This window comes from Rhodococcus sp. JCM 9793, from assembly GCF_055380405.1.
In genome coordinates this window covers 329,546-348,959 of record NZ_AP043721.1, presented here as the reverse complement: position 1 = coordinate 348,959, position 19,414 = coordinate 329,546, and the positions used below count along the sequence as shown (strand labels likewise).

At 66.0% G+C, this 19,414-nt stretch carries 21 protein-coding genes; 7 read left to right on the top strand and 14 right to left on the bottom strand.

Features of this window, described 5'->3' with window-relative positions:
• Positions 1–5 precede the first annotated feature (5 nt).
• Positions 6–1,601 (top strand): TM0106 family RecB-like putative nuclease, encoded by a 1,596-nt coding sequence (locus tag ACZ46K_RS03730; protein ID WP_464746735.1) that lies wholly within the window; start codon positions 6–8, stop codon positions 1,599–1,601.
• A gap of 44 nt (positions 1,602–1,645) precedes the next feature.
• On the opposite strand, the gene ACZ46K_RS03725 is transcribed toward ACZ46K_RS03730, so the two are convergent.
• The 8 genes from ACZ46K_RS03725 to ACZ46K_RS03690 all read right to left on the bottom strand — a co-directional run bounded on the left by ACZ46K_RS03725 (position 1,646) and on the right by ACZ46K_RS03690 (position 8,292).
• Complete coding sequence (locus ACZ46K_RS03725) at positions 1,646–2,458, bottom strand: alpha/beta hydrolase (RefSeq protein ID WP_464746733.1); 813 nt, start codon at positions 2,456–2,458, stop codon at positions 1,646–1,648.
• Between the two features lie 74 nt (positions 2,459–2,532).
• Positions 2,533–3,300: an SDR family NAD(P)-dependent oxidoreductase gene (locus ACZ46K_RS03720; RefSeq protein WP_054808017.1), complete on the bottom strand. Its 768-nt coding sequence runs from the start codon at positions 3,298–3,300 to the stop codon at positions 2,533–2,535.
• A 71-nt stretch (positions 3,301–3,371) separates the two neighbouring features.
• Complete coding sequence (locus tag ACZ46K_RS03715) at positions 3,372–4,616, bottom strand: MFS transporter (protein WP_464746731.1); 1,245 nt, start codon at positions 4,614–4,616, stop codon at positions 3,372–3,374.
• Positions 4,613–5,074, bottom strand: coding sequence for a MarR family winged helix-turn-helix transcriptional regulator (locus tag ACZ46K_RS03710; RefSeq protein ID WP_464746729.1), 462 nt, complete (start codon positions 5,072–5,074; stop codon positions 4,613–4,615). The genes ACZ46K_RS03715 and ACZ46K_RS03710 overlap by 4 nt, the downstream gene beginning before the upstream one ends.
• An 83-nt stretch (positions 5,075–5,157) precedes the next feature.
• A complete protein-coding gene (locus tag ACZ46K_RS03705) occupies positions 5,158–5,856 on the bottom strand; it encodes a TMEM165/GDT1 family protein (protein WP_054810808.1) in 699 nt (232 codons plus the stop codon).
• Between the two features lie 253 nt (positions 5,857–6,109).
• The gene (locus ACZ46K_RS03700; RefSeq protein ID WP_054810807.1) at positions 6,110–6,631 is read right to left on the bottom strand and encodes a hypothetical protein; all 522 of its coding nucleotides are present in this window, start codon (positions 6,629–6,631) and stop codon (positions 6,110–6,112) included.
• Between the two features lie 92 nt (positions 6,632–6,723).
• Positions 6,724–7,572 (bottom strand): SMP-30/gluconolactonase/LRE family protein, encoded by an 849-nt coding sequence (locus tag ACZ46K_RS03695; protein WP_464746727.1) that lies wholly within the window; start codon positions 7,570–7,572, stop codon positions 6,724–6,726.
• A gap of 96 nt (positions 7,573–7,668) precedes the next feature.
• Positions 7,669–8,292 (bottom strand): superoxide dismutase, encoded by a 624-nt coding sequence (locus ACZ46K_RS03690; RefSeq protein ID WP_464746725.1) that lies wholly within the window; start codon positions 8,290–8,292, stop codon positions 7,669–7,671.
• Positions 8,293–8,538: 246 nt separating this feature from the next.
• Here ACZ46K_RS03690 and ACZ46K_RS03685 point away from each other — a divergent pair, with 246 nt between their 5' ends.
• The 3 genes from ACZ46K_RS03685 (at position 8,539) to ACZ46K_RS03675 (ending at position 11,070) form a co-directional block, all read left to right on the top strand.
• Positions 8,539–9,684: an acyltransferase family protein gene (locus ACZ46K_RS03685; protein WP_464746723.1), complete on the top strand. Its 1,146-nt coding sequence runs from the start codon at positions 8,539–8,541 to the stop codon at positions 9,682–9,684.
• A gap of 9 nt (positions 9,685–9,693) precedes the next feature.
• On the top strand, positions 9,694–10,362 hold the full coding sequence (gene msrA / locus ACZ46K_RS03680; RefSeq protein ID WP_054806765.1) for a peptide-methionine (S)-S-oxide reductase MsrA: 669 nt from the start codon (positions 9,694–9,696) through the stop codon (positions 10,360–10,362).
• A gap of 114 nt (positions 10,363–10,476) precedes the next feature.
• Positions 10,477–11,070: an Rv1733c family protein gene (locus tag ACZ46K_RS03675; protein ID WP_464746721.1), complete on the top strand. Its 594-nt coding sequence runs from the start codon at positions 10,477–10,479 to the stop codon at positions 11,068–11,070.
• 1 nt (position 11,071) lies between these two features.
• Here ACZ46K_RS03675 and ACZ46K_RS03670 read toward each other — a convergent pair whose 3' ends face one another.
• Positions 11,072–12,004, bottom strand: a complete 933-nt coding sequence (locus tag ACZ46K_RS03670; RefSeq protein WP_054806766.1) for an LLM class F420-dependent oxidoreductase — start codon at positions 12,002–12,004, stop codon at positions 11,072–11,074.
• A 264-nt stretch (positions 12,005–12,268) separates the two neighbouring features.
• Here ACZ46K_RS03670 and ACZ46K_RS03665 point away from each other — a divergent pair, with 264 nt between their 5' ends.
• The 3 genes from ACZ46K_RS03665 to ACZ46K_RS03655 are packed head-to-tail and all read left to right on the top strand — an operon-like array spanning position 12,269 to position 14,955.
• Entirely contained in the window at positions 12,269–13,261 is a 993-nt protein-coding gene (locus ACZ46K_RS03665) for a DUF4328 domain-containing protein (RefSeq protein WP_054806767.1), read from the top strand.
• On the top strand, positions 13,258–14,031 hold the full coding sequence (locus ACZ46K_RS03660) for a glycerophosphodiester phosphodiesterase (protein WP_054810331.1): 774 nt from the start codon (positions 13,258–13,260) through the stop codon (positions 14,029–14,031). The genes ACZ46K_RS03665 and ACZ46K_RS03660 overlap by 4 nt, the downstream gene beginning before the upstream one ends.
• 9 nt (positions 14,032–14,040) lie before the next feature.
• On the top strand, positions 14,041–14,955 hold the full coding sequence (locus ACZ46K_RS03655) for a DUF5926 family protein (RefSeq protein ID WP_054807705.1): 915 nt from the start codon (positions 14,041–14,043) through the stop codon (positions 14,953–14,955).
• Between the two features lie 76 nt (positions 14,956–15,031).
• Here ACZ46K_RS03655 and ACZ46K_RS03650 read toward each other — a convergent pair whose 3' ends face one another.
• From ACZ46K_RS03650 to ACZ46K_RS03630, 5 genes are all read right to left on the bottom strand, one after another.
• Entirely contained in the window at positions 15,032–15,583 is a 552-nt protein-coding gene (locus ACZ46K_RS03650) for a ferritin-like domain-containing protein (RefSeq protein ID WP_054807704.1), read from the bottom strand.
• Between the two features lie 198 nt (positions 15,584–15,781).
• Positions 15,782–16,093: a hypothetical protein gene (locus tag ACZ46K_RS03645; RefSeq protein ID WP_054807703.1), complete on the bottom strand. Its 312-nt coding sequence runs from the start codon at positions 16,091–16,093 to the stop codon at positions 15,782–15,784.
• A 202-nt stretch (positions 16,094–16,295) separates the two neighbouring features.
• Positions 16,296–17,597 (bottom strand): LCP family protein, encoded by a 1,302-nt coding sequence (locus ACZ46K_RS03640; RefSeq protein WP_464749227.1) that lies wholly within the window; start codon positions 17,595–17,597, stop codon positions 16,296–16,298.
• A gap of 112 nt (positions 17,598–17,709) precedes the next feature.
• On the bottom strand, positions 17,710–18,516 hold the full coding sequence (locus ACZ46K_RS03635; RefSeq protein WP_054807594.1) for a CPBP family intramembrane glutamic endopeptidase: 807 nt from the start codon (positions 18,514–18,516) through the stop codon (positions 17,710–17,712).
• Between the two features lie 43 nt (positions 18,517–18,559).
• Entirely contained in the window at positions 18,560–19,327 is a 768-nt protein-coding gene (locus ACZ46K_RS03630; protein WP_054810757.1) for a DUF2470 domain-containing protein, read from the bottom strand.
• Between the last annotated feature and the right edge of the window lie 87 nt (positions 19,328–19,414).

Here is a 19,414-nt window from a genome sequence, read left to right as displayed (position 1 = left end):
ATGTTGTGGAGGTGACCGGTGAGCAACGACGCAGGCCCGTTTCGATAGAGGCGAGCGCGTTGACGCGGTGCCGTCACCGGGTGTTTCTCGACGCGACGTATCCCGACGAACTGGTCGCGGCTCCCAAGAATCCGGGAGCTACCCAACGTCAGGAAGCTGCCGCAGCGCACCGCGAGGCGATCCGGCAGCGGATGTTCGATGCCGACCCGGACGGATGGGTGCACATCGTTGCGGAAGGGACCATGTCGCAGCGCGCCGACCGGACCCTCGACGCGTGCCGTTCCGGCGCCGACCGAATCTGGGGCGCGGTCCTGCCCGTCGAATCCGACACCGGCCGGCGCGGCCGATCCGAGATCCTGCTCCGCGACACGGAACGCGGCGGCTACATTCCCGTCATCGTCGTCAACCACAAGGTCACCGACCCGGGACGGGGCGCCACCACCACCGACCTGTTCGAGTGGGCACCCGCGGTCGACGAGAATCGCAAGGTGCGGGCGCACTCGGGTGACCAGATGCGGGTCGCGCATCTGTACCGGATGCTCGAACGACACGGGCTGGCCAGTCCTGCACAGGTGGCAGGAGCGATCGGATACAACGCCGACTGCATCCTCGTCCACGATCTGAGCGCCGTCCTCGACGACTACGACGCGCGGCTCGCCGACCGTCTCGACATCGCGCGCGGGAACGTGCCGACCGTGCCGTCGCAGATCGGGGAGTGCCGTACGTGTCCGTGGTGGGAACGTTGCCGTTCCGAGCTGGCCGAGCGGCACGATGTGTCGCTGGTCGCGCCGGGGCAGCGCGCCGACGTGCTGCGCGAACTCGGCGTCACCACCATCGACGGGCTCGCCGGATGGACGGGTCGACAACCCGAGGTATGGCCCCAGGGGCCGTTCGAGGACGCGGTCGTGGTCGCGAAGGCGTGGCTTGCGGGGGCGCCGCTGGTGCGCCGCTACCGGCAGGTGCATGTCGCGCGCGCCGATGTCGAGATCGACATCGACATGGAGAGCTATCACGAACACGGCGCATATCTGTGGGGGACGCTGCTCAACACGGATGTGCAGTCCGTGTACCGACCGTTCTCGACATGGCAGCCGGTGCCCACGACGGACGAGGCCCGATCGTTCGGTGAGTTCTGGACGTGGTTGTCGGCAGAACGTCGCGCCGCTGAGCGTCGCGGGAAAACGTTTGCTGCATACTGCTATTCGCGGTCTGCAGAGGACAAGTGGTTGTTGTCGTCGGCCCGGCGTTTCCACGGCTATCCGGGGGTGCCGTCCGAGGCGGAGGTCAAGGAGTTCATCTCGTCGCCGCAGTGGGTGGATATCTACCAGGCAGTGACCGACCAGTTCGTATGCCCGAACGGTAAGGGTCTCAAGAAGATCGCACCGATCGCGGGTCACCACTGGCGCGACGACGAGGCCGGGGGTGAGGCGTCGATGGCCTGGTACCGCGAGGCCGTCGGCTACGACCGGGGTGAGCCGGATCTGTCTCAACGCACTCGACTGTTCGAGTACAACGAAGACGACGTGATCGCCACCAAGGTGCTGCGTGAGTGGATGAGCGACCGTGCCGTGCTGGATATTCCGCACATCGATGATCTCTGACCCGTGCTTTGTACGACGACGATCGAGAGTTGTCGAGTACGCGCCTAGCGTAGGGCGTCGGCGAGTCTGCCCAGCGCGTCGATGACGGGTGTTCCGAACATCGCTGGATCGTTGTGTTCGAGCCCACGAAGTTCGACGCGTTCGACGAGGTTCCGTGCACTGTCCGCAACCACTGCACTCTGCTGGGCCGGCACGATGCTGTCGGCAGTGCCGTAGACCACAGTGAGGGGCACATCGAGTTGCGCGACGATGTCGGCGACCGGAAACCTGTCCTTCAGGACGAAGGTCGGCACGATCCGGTAGTGGTGACGCGCCACCGATCCGAGGTCGGTGAACGGCGAGCGCAGAAGCATTCCGGCCGGCGGTGATTCGGCGGCGAGTGCGGTCACCACGGCGCAGCCCAGACTCTCTCCGAAGTACAGCACTCGATCCGAGTCGACATCCTCTCGGTCCAGCAGATGCTGCAGGGCGGCGCGGGCGTCGCGGTCCACCCCGTCTTCCGACGGTCGACCGGGGTTGCCGCCGTATCCGCGGTAGTCGAACAACAGCGTCGAGAATCCTGCGGCGGAGAGATCGGCGGCGGTCTGCGCGCGCCCGAGCCGGTTCCCGCCGTTGCCCGGAGCGAGAAGAACCGTGAAGCCGGCGCCCGGCCCGGTCGGGTTGCGCCCGGGGACGAACCAAGCCCCGAGCTCGAGGCCGTCCGACGTCGTCAGAACCACGTCCTCGGCGTCCGGCAGCAGCGTCGCGGCAGCGGGTGGAGTCGATGTATCGGGCAGGAAGATCAACCGTCGTTGCAGCGCCCACGCCGCGACACCGGCGATCACGGCGACCAGTACGACGACGAGAGCGATCCGCACAACCTCTGTGTAACCGATCGTGCGCGGTTTCGGTAGTGGGTCCTACCGAAACCGCGCACCGGCAGCGAAGCTGCCTATCGCGGTGCCATGCGCAACGCACCGTCCATGCGGATGGTCTCGCCGTTGAGGTAGTCGTGCTCGACGATCATCTGCGCGAGCTGTGCGTACTCGGTGGGCTGTGCGAGCCGCGACGGGAACGGCACACCGGCCTCGAGCCCCTTGCGGTAGTCCTCGGTGACACCGGCGAGCATCGGGGTGTCGACGATGCCGGGAGCGATGGTGTTGACTCGGATTCCGAACTGCGCGAGGTCGCGTGCCGCGGGCACCGTCATGCCGTGCACGCCGCCCTTCGATGCCGAGTAGGCGATCTGCCCGATCTGGCCTTCGAACGCGGCGACGGAGGCGGTGTTGATGATGACGCCGCGCTGACCGGAGTCGTCGACGGTGTCGGTCTTGGAGATAGCGTCGGCGGCCAGCCGCATGACGTTGAACGTGCCGAGCAGATTCACCGTGATGACCGTGCGGAACAGCTCGAGGTCGTGCGGGCCGTTCTTGGACAGGATTCGACCCGCCCAGCCCACGCCGGCGCAGTTGACGACGATGCGCAGCGGCACCCCGGACTCGACGATGCGCGTCACGGCGGCCTGGACTTCGTCCCCACTGGTGACGTCGGTGGGAATGAGGGTGACGCCGGCGGGTGCATTGTCGCCGACCCGTTCGATGGACTGCTCGAGGTCGAGTCCGAATACGGTGGCTCCGGCGTCGGCGAGGCGGCGTGCGGTTGCTGCGCCGAGTCCGGATGCGGCACCGGTGACCAGCGCGGCAGAACCTTGAATTTCCACAGTCGTACTCCTGTTCCAGGGGACACGCGTTCGCGTCGAACCCTAGCGCGAGTTCGGCCCCTGATCGCGGCTTACTCGACCCGGGTCGCAATGGGCGAACGGTCGCGCGTGCGTCGCAGTACCGCCGTGCCGATCAGCGCGGCCGCGACGCAAGCGGCGGCGCCGAGCAGCAATCCTGCGCGACCGCCCCACTGTTCGACGACCCATCCGGCGATGGGGCCGCCGATCGCGGTGGACCCGAGGAACGCGACTGCCCACAACGCCATCACCCGTCCGCGCATCTGTGGCGAGGCGGCGAGCTGCAGCGTGCTGTTCGCGCTCGTGGTGAAGGTGACGCTCAGGGCGCCGACGATCACCATGAGTGCGATGAGGACCGGCAGGGACGGTGCCGCGGCCGCGACGGCCATGGCCACACCGAAGGCGAGGGCGGCGAACACGAGTGGCTTGATACCCGTGCGGCCCCACGTGGCAACGACGAGGCCGCCGACCACGGAACCTGCACCCATCGCGGCAGTGAGGAAGCCGTATGCGCCGGCGCCGGACTCGAAGGTGTGGTCGGCCAATACGGGGAGCACCACCTGGAATTCATAGGCGAGGCAGCCGACGAGCGCCATCATCGCCAGCGGTACCGCCAGGTCGGGCATGCTCCGTACGTAGGCGAGACCTTCGCGCAGTTGACCGCGGGCACGCGCAGTCGGGGGAGAGGGCCGCAGCTTCGACACATCCAGGGTGAGCAGCGATGTCACGACCGCGACGAAACTCGCGGCGTTGAGCAGGAAGCAGATGCCGATACCACCCGCAGCGATGACGAGACCCGCTACTGCGGGACCGATCATGCGTGAGACCGACGCGAGTGTCGACTGCAGGCTCACCGCGTTGCGCAGATCTTCGGGTCCGACCATCTCGAGCATGAACGCCTGCCGCGCAGGGTTCTCGAAGCATTGGTTGAATCCGAGCGCGAGGGCGAGGACGTACACGTGCCACAACTGCACGGTGTCGGTGATGACGAGCAGTCCGAGGGTCAGCGCGAGCAGACCCATCATCGATTGCAACCCGATCATGAGTTTGCGCTTGTCGGAACGGTCGGCGATGACCCCGCCGTACGGTCCGAGAAGCAGCATCGGGACGGTTTGCAGGGCCAGCACGATTCCGATTGCGGTGGCCGATCCGGTCAGCTGGAGAACGAGCCACGACTGCGCGACGGTCTGCATCCAGGTGCCGACGAGGGAGGTGGCCTGCCCGGTGATGTAGCGCCGGAAGTTGGGGCCGCGCATGGCGGCGAACGTGGTTCCACGGATATCGGCGAGGACGGTCACTTGCGCGCCTCGCTTCTGCCGCAACCCATGCTGTCGGCGAGGGCCTCGAGTGCGGGGAGCGCGTCGTGCAGTGCGTCGACGTGGTGTTCGCTCAGTTCGGTGAGGTGTTCGGTGAACAGGGCTGTGCGTCGGATCCGGAGTTCTTCGGCGAGTGCAGCGCCGTCCGTGGTGATGTAGGCGAGGACGACGCGTTTGTCGTCGGCGTCGGACGAACGTGACACGAGTCCGGCGTCTTCGAGTTTGCCGAGCATGCGTGAGCACATCGTGGGGTTCAGGCCTTCGAGGTCGGCCAGTTCGCGTACTCCGATGGTCTTCCGTCGCGCGACCGTGCCGAGCAGGGATGCTTGCGACGGTGTCAGGCTGCCGTCGCCTGCCGGCCGGGACACTCGGCGTGCGATGCGGCCGAGTGCGATGCGGAGGCGATTCACCTCGTCGGGATCGAACGACTCTCTGCTCATCGGTTCCGCGCCTCCTCAAGTATTTGCCTATCGGCAAGCATATACCTGGGTGCGCAGCAGGACCGTGGTTCTGCGGGGGGGGGTCACACGGACGCGTTGTGCGCAGGCTCCGTGGTGTCGGCCTTACGGGTGCGACGCGTGAACAGGTACATGGCCAGCGCGGTGACCACGAGGGTGACGCCGCCGGAGATAGGTCCGACCGCGGGTGCGTCGGGAGCGATACCGGCCCCGAGCATCCACGCGCCGAATCCGAAGAACAGCGCCGAGGCGCCGAAGCGGATCGCGTTCTCCGGCAGGTGCCGCCCGAGAACGACGCCGGCGATGATCGCCAGTGCGTCGGCCGCGACCATGCCGACCGTCGACCCGACCCAGACGCCGATCCAGTCGTAATCGGTCGCGAGCGTGATGGTCGCGAGCATCGTCTTGTCGCCGAGCTCGGCGAGGAAGAACGCGGAGGTGACGGCCAGGAACGCCGACCGCGTGACGCGACCGGCCTTGGACTGCTCGTCGTCGTCGAGGGAATCGCCGCGCAATGTCCACGCGCCGAACAGCAGGAAAGCGATGCCGCCGACGAGTGAGATGGCTGCGGTCGGGATCGCGACACCGAGATAGTGGCCCACCGCGACCGAGACGAGGTGCACGGCGGTGGTGGCGAACAGGATCCCCGACAACACCACCCACCAGCGGTAGCGCAGCGCGAACGTCATGGCCATCAACTGGGATTTGTCGCCGAGCTCGGCGATGAAGATCACTGCGAAACTCAATACGACTGCGGACCACATGAGCGGCATTTCCTCCTTCGCCTGTGGAGGAAACGGGCTTCCTCCGGACGCCGTACGCGTGATGCGTCGACGACCGAAGGTCTCGCCCACCGGAGGTCATCCGGTTCGCCGTGCCGGGCCGATGGCGGCCAGTGTGTCGACAGGGCGATTGGGGGCTACTCCCCTTCGCTTTCCCGACATTAGCCCGCGAGAGTGCCCGATGTAAAGGTAATGCTAAGTTTAGTAGAACCGAACTCTCATTTACGGCATAGCGTCACGCCGCAAGCAGCATGGCCAGAATTGCGGTGTCGGGATCGCTGCCGGGATCCACGTTCACCTTACTGACCAGCGACGTCACGGTTCCGTCCGCTTCGGCCTCCACCCACGCGGCGCGATGGTCGAGCCCGAGGTACGGCAACCCGGGCAGGAGCACACACCCCGAGGCCGCACCCGCATTCTCGGGCAGTGACGTCGTCGTCTCCGATGGAGGATGCAGCATGATCAGCGCCGGCGGTTGATGCTGGGCGAAGCACCCCGGCTCCACCGCCGTCTCGCCGAGCACCGGTCCGGCGGCGAGGACCAGGCCGACAGTTCCCGGCTCCGGATCGTCCGGCAGTTCCTCGCGGACCCCGAACACCGTCGAAGTCGGCAGCAGTCCCGGCAACGATGCGACCCGCACGGTCAGCGCGAGCAGTTGTGCCCACTCGCGGGTGGTCGAGGGCCACCGTCCCGTCACCACGAATCCGCGCAACGACCCACCCGAATGAAACGCGGCAATCCCGACCGAATCCCTCATGGCGTCTCTCCGATCCCTCGCGGGGCGATGAGGGAAGAATGCCCGTTTTTCCGGCTGGCACACAAGAGGCGTCGAGTGCCAGCTGTGGTTCGTCAGCCCGGCACAGAGACACGCAGCCGCACGATGGCCCCGGTGCGTTCACGCGCCGCGACCTCGGGTTGCCAGTTCTCGGCGGTGCAGACGAACAGGTCGCGGCCGTCGTGACCCCCGAGCGCCACCGCGTACGGATTCGCGACGGAGACCCGGTCGGTGATCGTTCCCGACTGCGACACCCGGATCACCTCGTTGCCGAACGGCGACGCGACCCAGACGGCGTCGTCGCGGTCGATGGCGAGCCCGTCCGGGAACACCGACCGATCGAACTCGATCAGCGTGCGACGGTCGGCGAGGGAGCCGTCGTCGCCCACCGTGAACGCGGTGAGCCGGCCCGGAATCGCGCGGGTCTCGGCGACGACGAGTGTGCGACCGTCGGCCGTCGCGACCATCCCGTTCGCGAACAACAGGTCGTCGGCGACGGCCCGCACGGTTCCGTCCGGTCCGACGAGGGTGAGCACAGCGGGAGTGATCGGGTCGGGTGGGGCGCTGCCGTCGCCGTAGTTGCCGACGTACGCGCGGCCGGCACCGTCGACGTACATGTCGTTGAGATGCCAGGTTGCGAGGCCCGACAGATCTGCGTGCAGGGTGAGCATGCCGTCGGATTCGCGCCGCATCACCGTGCGGGTGTGCCCGACGGCGATGAGCAGGCGACCGTCGGGAAGGAACCCGAGCCCCGCGGGATGCCCGTCGATGTGGGCGACGACCTCGGAAGACCCGGTGGCCGGATCGAGGCGATACACGTCGTTCGCGTACACGTCGGAGAACCACAGACTGCCGTCGTGCCAGCGTGGACATTCGGGAAAGGCTAGGCCGGAACACACGGTGTCGAGCGGCAGAGTCGTCATGGCCGCACAGGTTAACGGTAGGAGGGAGGAACGGCGTCCCGAAACGCCGAAGAGGGCCACCCCGCGGGGTGGCCCTCTTCCGCATGGTGCCGGTGACTAGACGATCAGGCCGGCGGTCTGGGTGCGTGCGCGCTCGAAGCGAGCCTGCACGTCGGCCCAGTTGACGATGTTCCAGAACGCCTTGACGTAGTCGGCCTTCACGTTCTGGTACTGCAGGTAGAACGCGTGCTCCCACATGTCGAGCATGAGCAGCGGGGTCAGACCGATGGAGATGTTGCCCTGCTGATCGTAGAGCTGGACGATGATCAGACGCTGTCCGATCGAATCCCATGCCAGGATCGACCAGCCGGAGCCCTGGATGGAGTTCGCGTTCGCGGAGAAGTGCTCGCGGAACTTGTCGAACGAGCCGAATGCGTCGTCGATCGCTGCTCCGAGGTCACCCGTCGGCTTGTCGCCACCCTCGGGAGAGAGGTTCTGCCAGAACACCGAGTGGTTGGTGTGACCACCGAGGTGGAATGCGAGGTCCTTCTCGAGCTTGGTGGCCTGGGCCGCCAGCGTGCCGTTCTCGCGGGCCTCGGCGAGCTTCTCGAGGGCGGTGTTGGCGCCGGCGACGTAGGTCGCATGGTGCTTGTCGTGGTGCAGCTCCATGATCTTCGCCGAGATGTGCGGCTCGAGCGCCGCGTAGTCGTATGGCAGTTCCGGAAGCGTGTACTCAGCCACGAAGGGTCCCTTCTTTGCGGGCCTGGTGAGCCCGTTCGATTTTTTCCGTGCCTATATGGGTATCCACCCAAACCCATAACTACACGTCGCGCAACATTCGGGCTCACGCGGGACGTCATGCCCTACCGGCCGCCCGGCGAAGCAGGTATGCGCAAGAAACCGAGCTGTATCGCCTCTACCTGCACCGACTCGCCCCAATAGGTGTGCGATTGGAGTCGATTGTGAACGGGACCTTAACATTGCGGAGTGTCTCGGCCGCTGTTCGACGTTCCGACACGAGGAGCCGAGGCACCACGTGTCGAGCTGCCGGGGCTCGACCTGCTGAGATTTCTCGCCGCGTTCGCGGTCGTGTACTCGCACATCTGCTTCTATCTGATCGACGATCTGGGCACCGGTTGGTGGTTCATCGACGTGGTCCACGCGGTGTTGACCCAAGGCGCCGGTCTGAACATGCACCTGTCGTTCGTCGGTGTCGCGGCATTCATGATGCTCACGGGACTGCTCATCACGCGCTCTGCGATACGCCAGCCGCGGGGACAATTCCTGATCGCCCGTGCGGCGCGTCTCGTCCCCGCATTCTGGGTGTGCATCCTCGCGGCGGTCCTGTTGGTCCGTTTCGGCATCAACGGCATGTTCAGCGGCCACACCACCGTCACCGGAGGCGAGGCCGCACTCAGTTTCTTCCTCGGTGGGTTCTTCCTGAAACCGCAGGTCGCGGTACTCGGTGTCGCGTGGACGCTCGCCGTGCAGATCGTGTTCTACCTGTTCTGCGTGAGCGGGCGGTCGCTGTTGCGCGCCAAGCCCATCGTCATGCCGCTGCTCGGCGCCGCTCTGTGCATGCTCGTGATCCTCTACAACCTGTACGTGCCGGAGCCGTACACCGTGCCGTTCCTGTCGAAGATCGCCGCGACGCTACCCACCGTGTTCCTCGGGCAGATCGCCTATCTTGCGTGGGCTCGACTGATCTCCGTCCGCGGTCTGTTGGTGGCTCTGATCGCCCAGGTCCAGGTGATCGTTCTCGCCACCGACACCCAGGTGTATTGGGCCGGTACCCACTATCTGTGGACGATCAGCGTGGTGTTCGCTGTCGTGGTTCTGCTGTCCCGATACGACGGAAGGATCGGTCGCCTGCGCGTCGTGCACTGGGTTTCCACCCGCAGCTACGCGATCTACCTCGTGCACACCCTCGTCATGTACCGGATCTACGAGAACACCGTCGGATTTCTCGGAATGACAGGTGCCGTGATCTGTCTGCTCATCGGTGTCGCGCTCGTGTCCGAGCTGGTGTATCGCGGCGTCGAAGTGCCTGCGGCCCGCTGGATCAGCAACCGGTGGCTCCACCAGAAGCGGCCCGCGGTCGAGGAAAAGGTCACCGCGCGGACACACGCGTAGCATCAGGTCATGTCCTGGTTCGACGACATCCTCGCCCATGCCGGCTCGAAGTCCCAGATGGTCGCAGCCGAAGAATCGCTGCCCGGACGGCCGGAGGCCATCCCGGTTCCCGAGACGCATCACGTCAACGGTCATCGCATCGTCCCGCCATTCCCTGAAGGTCTGGCCACCGCGGTGGTCGGCATGGGGTGTTTCTGGGGTGCCGAGAAGGAGTTCTGGCAGCTCGACGGCGTGTATTCGACCGCTGTGGGATACGCCGGTGGCTACACCCCCAACCCCACTTACGAGGAAGTGTGTTCCGGTCGCACCGGGCACACCGAGGTAGTGCTGGTCGTCTTCGATCCCACCGTGATCGACTTCGAGGGGATCCTGAAGCAGTTCTGGGAGAACCACGACCCCACCCAGGGCATGCGACAGGGCAACGACCACGGAACCCAGTACCGATCCTCGATCTACACGTTCGACGAATCGCAGATCGAGGTCGCCGAGGCCACCGCGGAATCCTTCGCGACGCGCCTCGCGGAGGCAGGATTCGGCAAGATCACCACGGAAATCGCACCGCTCACCCAGTTCTACTACGCCGAGGACTATCACCAGCAGTACCTCGCGAAGAACCCCAACGGCTACTGCCCGGTTCACTCGACCGGCGTGAGCTGCCCGGTCGGTCTCGGAGCGTAGCGCTGTGCGCCACCGCACAGTGTGAGATGGGTTGGGATTCCTTGAATTTCGCCCGGTCGGCGAGCACTCTGGAAAGTAAGAGTGTCGACCGGGGGAAGGGATCGGGGTACCGAGATGACGTCCACAGGGGGATATCTACGGCGAACCCGCCGGAGTCTGCGTGGGCGTAGCCCCCTCGTCCGCCGCACCGATCGCTTCGAAGCCCGCATCTTCTCGTTGCTCGTCGCCGCGATGCTCATCATGGTCCCTGTCTCCGGGGTCGTCATCGCGAACGTCCAGAGCACCCAGGTCGCCGTGGCTCAGCAACAACTCGCCGAACGCACCATGGTCACCGCCACGCTCGACGCCGACCCCGTGATGGCCGACGCGGGCTGGGGAGAGTTCTCCTACATCGCACCGTCCACCACCTCCGCCACCTGGCAGTTCCGCGGCGTCGAACACCACGGAGACGTGCAGATCACCGGCTCCGAGGTCGCAGGCGACGAAGTGCAGGTGTGGGTCGACCGCGCAGGCGCTGTGACGTTGCAGCCGATGAGCGTGTCCGCCGCCGAGTTCTCCTCCGTGCTGGCCGGTGTCGCGGTGTACATGTTCGCGCTGATCATCGCGTGCGGCCTGTTCGCTCTTGCGCATTGGGGCATCGACCGTGCCCGCAGCCGCGAGTGGAGCCGGGACATCGAAGCGTTCCTCGGCTCCACCAGCAGCCACTGACCTACAACTCCGCGACCGCCGGCATGACCTCCTGCGCGACGAGTTCCAGGTGCTCGAGGTCCGCGAGATCGAGAACCTGCAGGTAAATCCGCTGCGTTCCGATCTTCGCGTAGGTGCGGATCTTCTCCACGACCTCCTCGGGGGTTCCCGCCAGCCCGTTCTCACGAAGCTCGGAGACCTCGCGACCGATGCGCGCGGCACGACGAGCGATTTCCGCTTCGTCCCGTCCGCAGCACAATACGAGCGCATTCGACAAGGTCAGCTCGGCGGGATCACGGTCCGCGTCGCGGCAAGCCTGCCGCACCCGTTCGAAGAGGGTCGCCGACCCCTCCACCGAATTGAACGGAACATTGAATTCGCTCGCGTAGCGCGCCGCCAATGCCGGCGTCCTTTTCTTCCCGGCACCACCGATCACCACCGGGATCTTCTGCTGGTGAGGCTTCGGTAGGGCCGGTGAATCCACGATCCGGGTGTGCGCGCCGTCGTACGAGAATTTCTCACCGACCGGGGTCTCCCACAGGCCCGTGATGATGGCCAGGGCGTCCTCGAGGCGGTCGAATCGTTCTTTCAGCGGCGGGAACGGGATGCCGTACGCGGAGTGCTCCTCCTCGAACCAGCCGGCGCCGAGTCCGAACTCGACGCGGCCGGAGCTCATCGCGTCGACCTGGGCGACCGAGATCGCGAGTGAGCCGGGATAACGGAAGGTCGCCGAGGTCACGAGGGTGCCGAGCCGAATCGTCGAGGTGTCGCGGGCGAGTCCGGCGAGCGTGATCCACGCGTCGGTGGGGCCGGGGAGGCCGTCCGCATTCATCGCGAGGTAGTGGTCGGAGCGGAAGAATGCGCCGTAGCCGAGCCGCTCGGCAGTCTGCGCGACCGCGAGCAGATCGTCGTAGGTCGCTCCCTGCTGTGGTTCCGTGAAGATCCTGAGTTCCATTCCTCGATTGTTTCAGGAACCCACTCAACGCGAATTGTGAGCGGTCTCGAGCGATGAATTCGACCGTCGACGATCCCTGGGGATAAACCTGTGGAAACTGTGGATAACTCCTGCGCGTGGGCATTGTGGATATTCAGCGCGACGAGCTGCGCGGCTGCATCGCATATCGACGCGTGCCACTATTGGAATCGTGAGTGTTTCCGATGTGCCCACCGTGTCGGTGGACGAGGTTCTCGGCGCCGTCGACCCGGCAAAGATTTTTTGATGGCCGCATATCAGATCTGCGTTCGCTGCGAGACCCGCTGGCCGGTGTCGTACCAGGCACGACAGTGGTGCCCGTCGTGCCGCGGGTTGCTGCTCTCACCTGTCGACACCCACGTCCCGGTCCCGCCGGATCGGCGGAACTTCCGCTGGGTCGTCCGGCCACCGCAGAGCGACCTCGCGGAAGACATTGCGCCTCACGCCACTCAGTCCACGGCGACACCCGCCTACGACGAGATTCCGCGGTGGGGACTGCTCGACCGGACGCGACCGCATGATGAGGAGCCGTCCCGCGCCGAGACACTCGCAGACCTGGCACCCACGTTGCTCGTCGGCACGGCAGCGGTGTTCGGGCTCGCGGCCGTCGCTGAACTGGTCCGATACGTGTTGCTTCTGGTCAACCGCACGCGGCTCATCGAACCGATGGTCCTGGCCTTGTCGGACTCGGCCGTGTGGGCTACTCAGATCGTCGGTCCGCTCGTGGCGCTCGCTGCCGCGGTCGCGTCGGGTCTACGCCTGATCGAAGTCCGCCGACGCATGTTCGCGGAACACGGCACCTCGGATCCCCGCTCGCCGGGTTCGGTGTTGTTCGGTGTGGTGGTGCCCGGCATCAACCTTGTGTTACCCGGCGTGTTCCTCACCGAGATCGCCCACGACAAACCTCGGATCCTGCGTGCCGTCCGGATCTGGTGGGTGCTGATCGTGTCGAACGCGGTGCTGTTCGTGTTCGTCCTGTTCTGGCGTCAGCGCGATGCGCTCCAGGCCAGGGCCGACGCGGTGCTGTTGACGGCCCTCGTCGCAGCCCTCGCCGCGGTGGTCGCTGTGGCGACACTGCACATCCTGCGTTTGTTCGACGGCGCCGACCTGCAGGGCAGGCCCCTCGCGCAGCGTCGGTTCACCACGGCCACCGGGCCGGCGTATGCGCCGATCGCTGAGATCGTGCCAGCGCCTGCCGTTCAGGAGGACGAGCACCGGACTCCGGCGGTGGCGTCATGACCGAGTTCTCCGTGCCGCGCGTCGTCGCCCACCGGGGGTCGTCCGCGGCCAGGGCGGAACACACCCTCGCCGCCTACGAACTCGCGCTCGAGGAAGGTGCCGACGGGCTCGAATGCGACGTGCGGCTGACCCGCGACGGTCACCTCGTGTGCATTCACGACCGCACGATCGACCGGACCTCGACGGGAACCGGTGTCGTGAGCGAGATGACGCTCGCGGAGCTGTCCGAATTCGACTACGGGCGGCCGGGGGAACCCGCGGGGCTGCTCACTCTGGGCCAACTCATCGAATTGATGATGGACTTCACGAGCGTGCCGGTGAAGTTGTTCGTCGAGACCAAACATCCGGTGCGGTACGGCGCTCTCGTCGAGGCGAAGGTACTCGCCGAACTGTCGCGGTTCGGTCTGGCAACCCCGCCGTCGGCGGATTTCTCCCGGGTCGTGGTGATGTCGTTCGCCGCGAGTGCCGTCTGGCGGATCCGTCGGCAGGCACCGCTGCTGCCCACGGTGTTGCTGGGGGAGACGTCCCGCTATCTCGGCGGCAGTGCCGCCACGACCGTCGGCGCCACCGCGATCGGCCCGTCCGTCGCGACGTTGCGTGAGCATCGCGATCTCGTCGACAGAGCCGCCCTCGCGGGTCGGGCCACGTACTGCTGGACCGTCGACGAGCCCGACGACGTGGAGTTGTGCCGCACGCTCGGCGTCGGCTGGGTGGCCACCAATCATCCCGGACGCACCAAGGCTCAACTCGAGACAGTGCCCGGCGTGTAGTTTTGCGCCGTGGCGAAGAAGAGCAAGAGAAACAGCGGACCCAAACCCGGCAGCAATCGCGCGGCCAAGCTCGAGCAGCGCAGGCTCGAACGGGAAGCGTCGTCCGGCGCATCGTCCCGACCGTTCGAGGGACTTGCCCTCGAACTCGATCTCGTGGCGTTGCGGGAGTTCGTGCCGTCTGCGCTCGTCGATCTTCCGGTCGAGGGTGGCGGACGCCGGGTGGTCGGCGCGACGATCCTCCCGGGCGGTGTCGCGGCACTTGCGCGTGAGGAAGGTGACGAGGTCGTCGGATACGTCGGGTTGCAGTTGGCGACGTTCGGTCCCGACCCGGCCGGGGAACTCGGTGCGGCAGTCGAGTGGGTTCTCACCGCAGAGCCCGGGACGTCGCTGAAGGTGGCGGAGACTACTGCGGACTCGGCGCGTCTGCAGGATCTGCTCGTTGCCGACGAGCTTCCGTCGATCACCGTGCACCAGGATTTCCAGTGGTGGATCCCGGAAGGCGTCGAGGCCGCTCCCGATGTCGCGCAGACGCTGCAGCAGGCCAACGCCGCAGTGATGCCCTCGGCGCGTCTCGACGGCGAGGATCTCGTCGCGGCATGGTGGGTCGATACCGGAGAGAAAGCCCACCTGCGGTGGATTCGCCCCGAGGACGAGGACGCGCTGATGACGGCCCTGTCGCGCGTGCACGCTGCCGGTGGACTGCACCTCGGTGACGGTTCGCGATTCGCGGGTTCGTTCCGCACGCACGGCCTGTTGGTGCCCGTATTCGACCTCGATCGTGAGAAGCATCCCGACGAATGGGCCGCGGCGACACGAGAGCTCGGTGCGCGAATCGATGCGGCACTCGCCGACGATTCGCCGCTCACCGTCGCCGAGCGAGGCTCCCGCGACGGCCTGCGCAGCCGTCAGGTCACTCTGCGCTGACCCCCGAACGGCCGAACGTCACCTTCACGCTGTTGAAGCATGAAGGTGACGTTCGGCCGAGGGGCAGCGGGGCTGATCAGATGCTGCCGCCTGCGGCGAGCGGAGCGTTGTCGCTCGAACGCTCCTTCGAGTTGAGCTCCCGCGCAACGAAGTCCTCGAGATTGAACAGGTTGCTGCCTGCGCGATCGGCGACGGTCAGCAGCGTGGTCACCGTCGCGACCTCTTCGACCTGCTCCTGCAGGAACCACTGCATGAACTGCTCGCCCAGGTAGTCGCCGTCCTCGCGCGCGGTGCGGGCGAGCTCGACGATCTGCTCGGTGACGCGCTTCTCTTGTTCGAGTGCCAGCGCGATGGGCTCGCGGGCGCTCTCGAAAAACGACTGCACAGCGTCGACGCCGGTGAGGTCGACGGCGATGTCGCGATCCAGGAAGTACTGGACGATCATCATGGCGTGATTGCGCTCTTCGACCGCCTGCGCGTAGAAGTGCTTTGCGAGCTGCGGGAGATCGGCGTTGTCGTAGAAAATTGCGGTGGCAATGTACTGGTGCGACGCATTGAATTCGTTGCGAATCTGATCGTGCAGCAGCGAATGGAATTTGGTTTTGCGAGTGTCGCCCATTGTTGTCATGCCGACGACGTTAATGCAGGTCAGCGATATTTTCATCGAAGCTATGGCTAGGCTGATTAATCAGAGTGTTGCCTACACTTCGTCGTTTCAGGGTTGGCTTACCCAAGATCATCGAGGGTGATCGGAACGCGATTCCGCCGCTATTTCTTCGCCCTGTCGTGGAAATTCGGATCATTTTCCGGGGGAGCGGCGGGGCGCTCATCTTCTCCGGTGCCTCGGTAATTCCGGCGCCGCGAAGTTCTCGAGTTCGACAAGGTCATCGCCCGCTCGGGGCGTGGCCTTTGCAAGGGTGTTCATGGTCGCGACTTCGCTCACCTGCTCCTGCAGGAACCACTGTTCTTCGAGGTAGAAGCCTTTTTTGGGGGCGTTGCGGGCGAGTTCGGAGACCTCGTAGGTCATGCGGTTCTCGTTCTCGAGGGCTGCGTGCACGTGTGCGGATCCCGATACGGTGGGGTCGACCGCAGAGAGTTCGGTGGCCGTGTTCCGGTCGACGAAACAGCGGATCACCATCAGTTCGCTTCGGCGTTTCTCCTTCGCCTGCGAATCGAAATAGGCGCCCCGACGGGGGCAGCTGCGCGTTGTCGAAATGCACTGCGATCGCCATGTGTTGGTGGTATCCCCCCGAGAAATTCCCGATCTCCTCGTGGAGTCTGGTGTGAAATCACGTCGAAGGTGTCGTGGTTGTGCCCATTATCACACGCCGGCCCGATGGTTACGGCGCGGGCGCGAGAAGGTCTGCGGGGATCTGCTGATCCTGCTCGAGTGCCCCGAAGAACTCGATCGCGCGCTCGCGATCCCACAGAAGTACGTTGCCGACTCCGTAGACATCCTCGAATCCGCCGACCGGCACGGTGGCCGTCACCGTCTCGCCGCGCATCGCCCATGCGAGCCGGCCGAGGTTCCACAGGTGATCGTCGTCGTCGACGCGTACGGAGCCTGCTGCACCCGATACGAGCGGCCACAGCCGGAACGGATTGAGGAAGGTGGTGGGGCCGGTTGCCTTGCTGAGCAACGCCGACATGAACAGCCGCTGGTTGTTCATCCGGTCGAGATCGGCGAGCGGTGTGGCGCGGGTGCGCACGAATCCGAGCGACTGCGCGCCGTTCAGTTCCTGGCAGCCTGCTTCGAGTTGCAGGCCCGCGAGAGGGTCGTCGATCGGATACGGGACGCAGATGTCGACTCCGCCGATTGCGTCCACGATCGACGCGAATCCACTGAAGCCGATCTCGGTGTAGTGATCGATGTGGATTCCCGTCGCTCCCTCGACTGTCTGGACGAGGAGTTGTGGCCCACCGAGCGCGAACGAGGCGTTCAGTTTGTCCTGTCCGAATCCGGGAACGGGAACGTACGAGTCGCGGGGCAGGCTCACCATCGTGGTTGCGCCACCTCCGCTGGGGACGTGGACGAGCAGGATGGTGTCGGTGCGATCGGGGCCGACGTCGCCGCCGGTCGCGAGTTCCTGTTCCTGTTCGGGGGTCAGCCCGATCCGACTGTCGGAGCCCACCAACAGGAAATTGGATCCGGGTGTGTCGCCGATACGGCCCTCGTAGTCGGCGAGCGCATCGATCCGGGCGAGCTTGCCGTCGAAGTAGACGACGCCCGCGACCGCCGCGACCAGCAGTACGGCTATCAGCGCACCGATCCGGCGCAACGCACGCCGGGCTCCGCCGGGACGTGTGCGGCGAGGTTCCGGTTCTGCGACAGGGCGCGGCCGGTTGCGCGGGGGAGCGGGGGGTGGTGCTGCAGCACCGCGCCGCGGCTCGCGGTAGGGCTCGGGTTGCTGTCGAGGCTGGTGTTGTTGCTGAGATGGTTGCCGACGTGGTGGGGCCGGTTGCTGCTGAGGCGGCTGCCGACGCGGCGGGGGTTGGCGTCGAGGCGGTGCCGGAGCAGCGCGGTACTCGGACCCGGGTGCCTGTGACCAGGCCTGCTGCGGCGGCGCGGCCGGGTTGCGCCGGATCACCTGGGGGCTCTCCGCGGGCGGTGGCCCTGCAGGTGGCTGAACGGGTCGGCGCATCGGCGGTTGCCGACGCGGCGGCGGCCCTTGTGGTGGGCGCGGCCGGTTCCGGGGATCGGGTTGGTCGCCGTTCACCCGGACAACTGTACGTTCATGGCAGTCGACTGCGCGTTCACGACAACCATGACACGTGCCCCCGCAATGCTTGGTACCCGATGAATGCGACGCAGTCGATCAGCGCGTGCGCGATCACGAGGGGCCACAGTTTCGAGGTGCGTTGCCAGTACCGGCCGAACACCAGGCCCATGATGACGTTGCCGAATCCGCCGCCGAGCCCCTGGTAGAGGTGGTAGCTGCCGCGAAGCAGAGCCGACGCCAGCAGCGAGCCGTTCTCCGACCATCCGAGCTGCCGTAGGCGAGTGATCAGATACGCGACCACCAGGATTTCTTCGGCACCGGAGTTGGCGACAGCCCACAACACTTCGGTGGGCAGGCGCCACCAGTAGTCGGCGAGGATGCTCGGTGCCACGTTGAGATTGAGTCCGGCGGCACGCGCCACGAGGTAGAGCCCGAGACCCGGCAACCCGATGAGTGCGGCGAGTCCGGCGCCCGGGAGCCAGTCGCGGCGCAGCAGTGGACGCGCGAAGCCGATGATCTTGGGTCCGTGGCCGCTGCGCCACAGGAGATAGAGGCCGAGTGCGCCCCATGCAAGCAGGCGGACGATGCCGAGGAGCTGTCGCGCGAGGTCGATGAACTCCTGTGACGACCTCGGCGCATTCAGCGCTACCGTCTGATCGGACAGTGGTTCCGGGGCGAGGGCGGCTTCCAGCAGTGACAGGATCGACGACAGTCCGCTGAGTCCGAAGGTGACCAGCAGGACGATCGCAATTTCGATCCACAACGCTCGGCGTTCGGAACCTTCGAGTGGTGTGCCGGGATTCTGCCGGGGTGGAGTGAGCCAGGCTCGGATCGTCGTCACGGGAGCGATTGTGCCCGAAGGTGCTGCGAAGCCGGTCGTGCGATCAGTGAGTGGCGCGCATCCCGTTCATGAAGGGGCATCCGACGAGCAGGCGCAGCGCCTTGCCCAGTCCGTTCGGCTCGTCGACAGGGTCCTGGAAGGGGATGCGGACGTCGTGGTCGCCGTCGCCTGATTCGATGCGCAGGCGCAGTCCGTACCGGTCGAGACCGAGGGGGCGGATCCGGCCGGTGCGTGCAGACGGCGGGATTCGCCGCGCGATGCGGGCGAGAATGTCGGCGTGATCCTGCTCGAGGTGTTCGAGCCATGCGGTTTCGTAGGCCGCGAAGGGATCGGGGGCGGCGTCGAAGACGTCCGGTAGGTCGACGGATTCGGCTCCGGTGGTGTCTGCAGCGACCACGGACGTGAGTCGGAGGACGAGCAGTTCGGAATCGTGGCCGACGTCGAGGAGTTCGGGGTGCGGGAGGATCTCGGCGATCTCGGCGGCGACCTGTCGCGGTTCGTCGACGGGGAACAGGTTGCCGCTGAGCCAGATCAGCGACCGGACGGGGTTGCGCAGATTCAGGGGAGAGTGGTCGGTCAGCTCGAGCATCGCGGGCAGGCCTGCAGCGCCGGACTGCCAGGTGAGTGCGACCGCCGCGATCTCGCCCGGCACGACGATGGCGACGGTGCCGTCTTCCTGCAGGTAGTGAACCGAGGTCGGGACGGGGTCGCATCCGTCGATCGCCAGGTAGGTGGTGTCGGCGCGGATGAGAGCGGTACGCACGCGTTCCGCCGTGGTCGGCGCCGGAATGTCGGTCGTGGTGGTCTGCATGCGGACCCTCCTTCTCATGTAGGTGAGGCAAACCTAAGTCATTGTGACGACGGTCGCAAGAGGCAGAAGGATTAGTCTGGGCGTCGT

Bases quoted from the DNA above. Each gene is read 5' to 3' on its own strand.
- ACZ46K_RS03710 (WP_464746729.1), bottom strand. From the start codon at position 5,074: ATGAGCAGAGAGTCGTTCGATCCCGACGAGGTGAATCGCCTCCGCATC.
- ACZ46K_RS03705 (WP_054810808.1), bottom strand. From the start codon at position 5,856: ATGTGGTCCGCAGTCGTATTGAGTTTCGCAGTGATCTTCATCGCCGAG.
- ACZ46K_RS03700 (WP_054810807.1), bottom strand. From the start codon at position 6,631: ATGAGGGATTCGGTCGGGATTGCCGCGTTTCATTCGGGTGGGTCGTTG.
- ACZ46K_RS03695 (WP_464746727.1), bottom strand. From the start codon at position 7,572: ATGACGACTCTGCCGCTCGACACCGTGTGTTCCGGCCTAGCCTTTCCC.
- msrA (WP_054806765.1), top strand. From the start codon at position 9,694: ATGTCCTGGTTCGACGACATCCTCGCCCATGCCGGCTCGAAGTCCCAG.
- ACZ46K_RS03675 (WP_464746721.1), top strand. From the start codon at position 10,477: ATGACGTCCACAGGGGGATATCTACGGCGAACCCGCCGGAGTCTGCGT.
- ACZ46K_RS03670 (WP_054806766.1), bottom strand. From the start codon at position 12,004: ATGGAACTCAGGATCTTCACGGAACCACAGCAGGGAGCGACCTACGAC.
- ACZ46K_RS03665 (WP_054806767.1), top strand. From the start codon at position 12,269: ATGGCCGCATATCAGATCTGCGTTCGCTGCGAGACCCGCTGGCCGGTG.
- ACZ46K_RS03660 (WP_054810331.1), top strand. From the start codon at position 13,258: ATGACCGAGTTCTCCGTGCCGCGCGTCGTCGCCCACCGGGGGTCGTCC.
- ACZ46K_RS03650 (WP_054807704.1), bottom strand. From the start codon at position 15,583: ATGACAACAATGGGCGACACTCGCAAAACCAAATTCCATTCGCTGCTG.
- ACZ46K_RS03645 (WP_054807703.1), bottom strand. From the start codon at position 16,093: ATGGTGATCCGCTGTTTCGTCGACCGGAACACGGCCACCGAACTCTCT.
- ACZ46K_RS03640 (WP_464749227.1), bottom strand. From the start codon at position 17,597: ATGCGCCGACCCGTTCAGCCACCTGCAGGGCCACCGCCCGCGGAGAGC.
- ACZ46K_RS03630 (WP_054810757.1), bottom strand. From the start codon at position 19,327: ATGCAGACCACCACGACCGACATTCCGGCGCCGACCACGGCGGAACGC.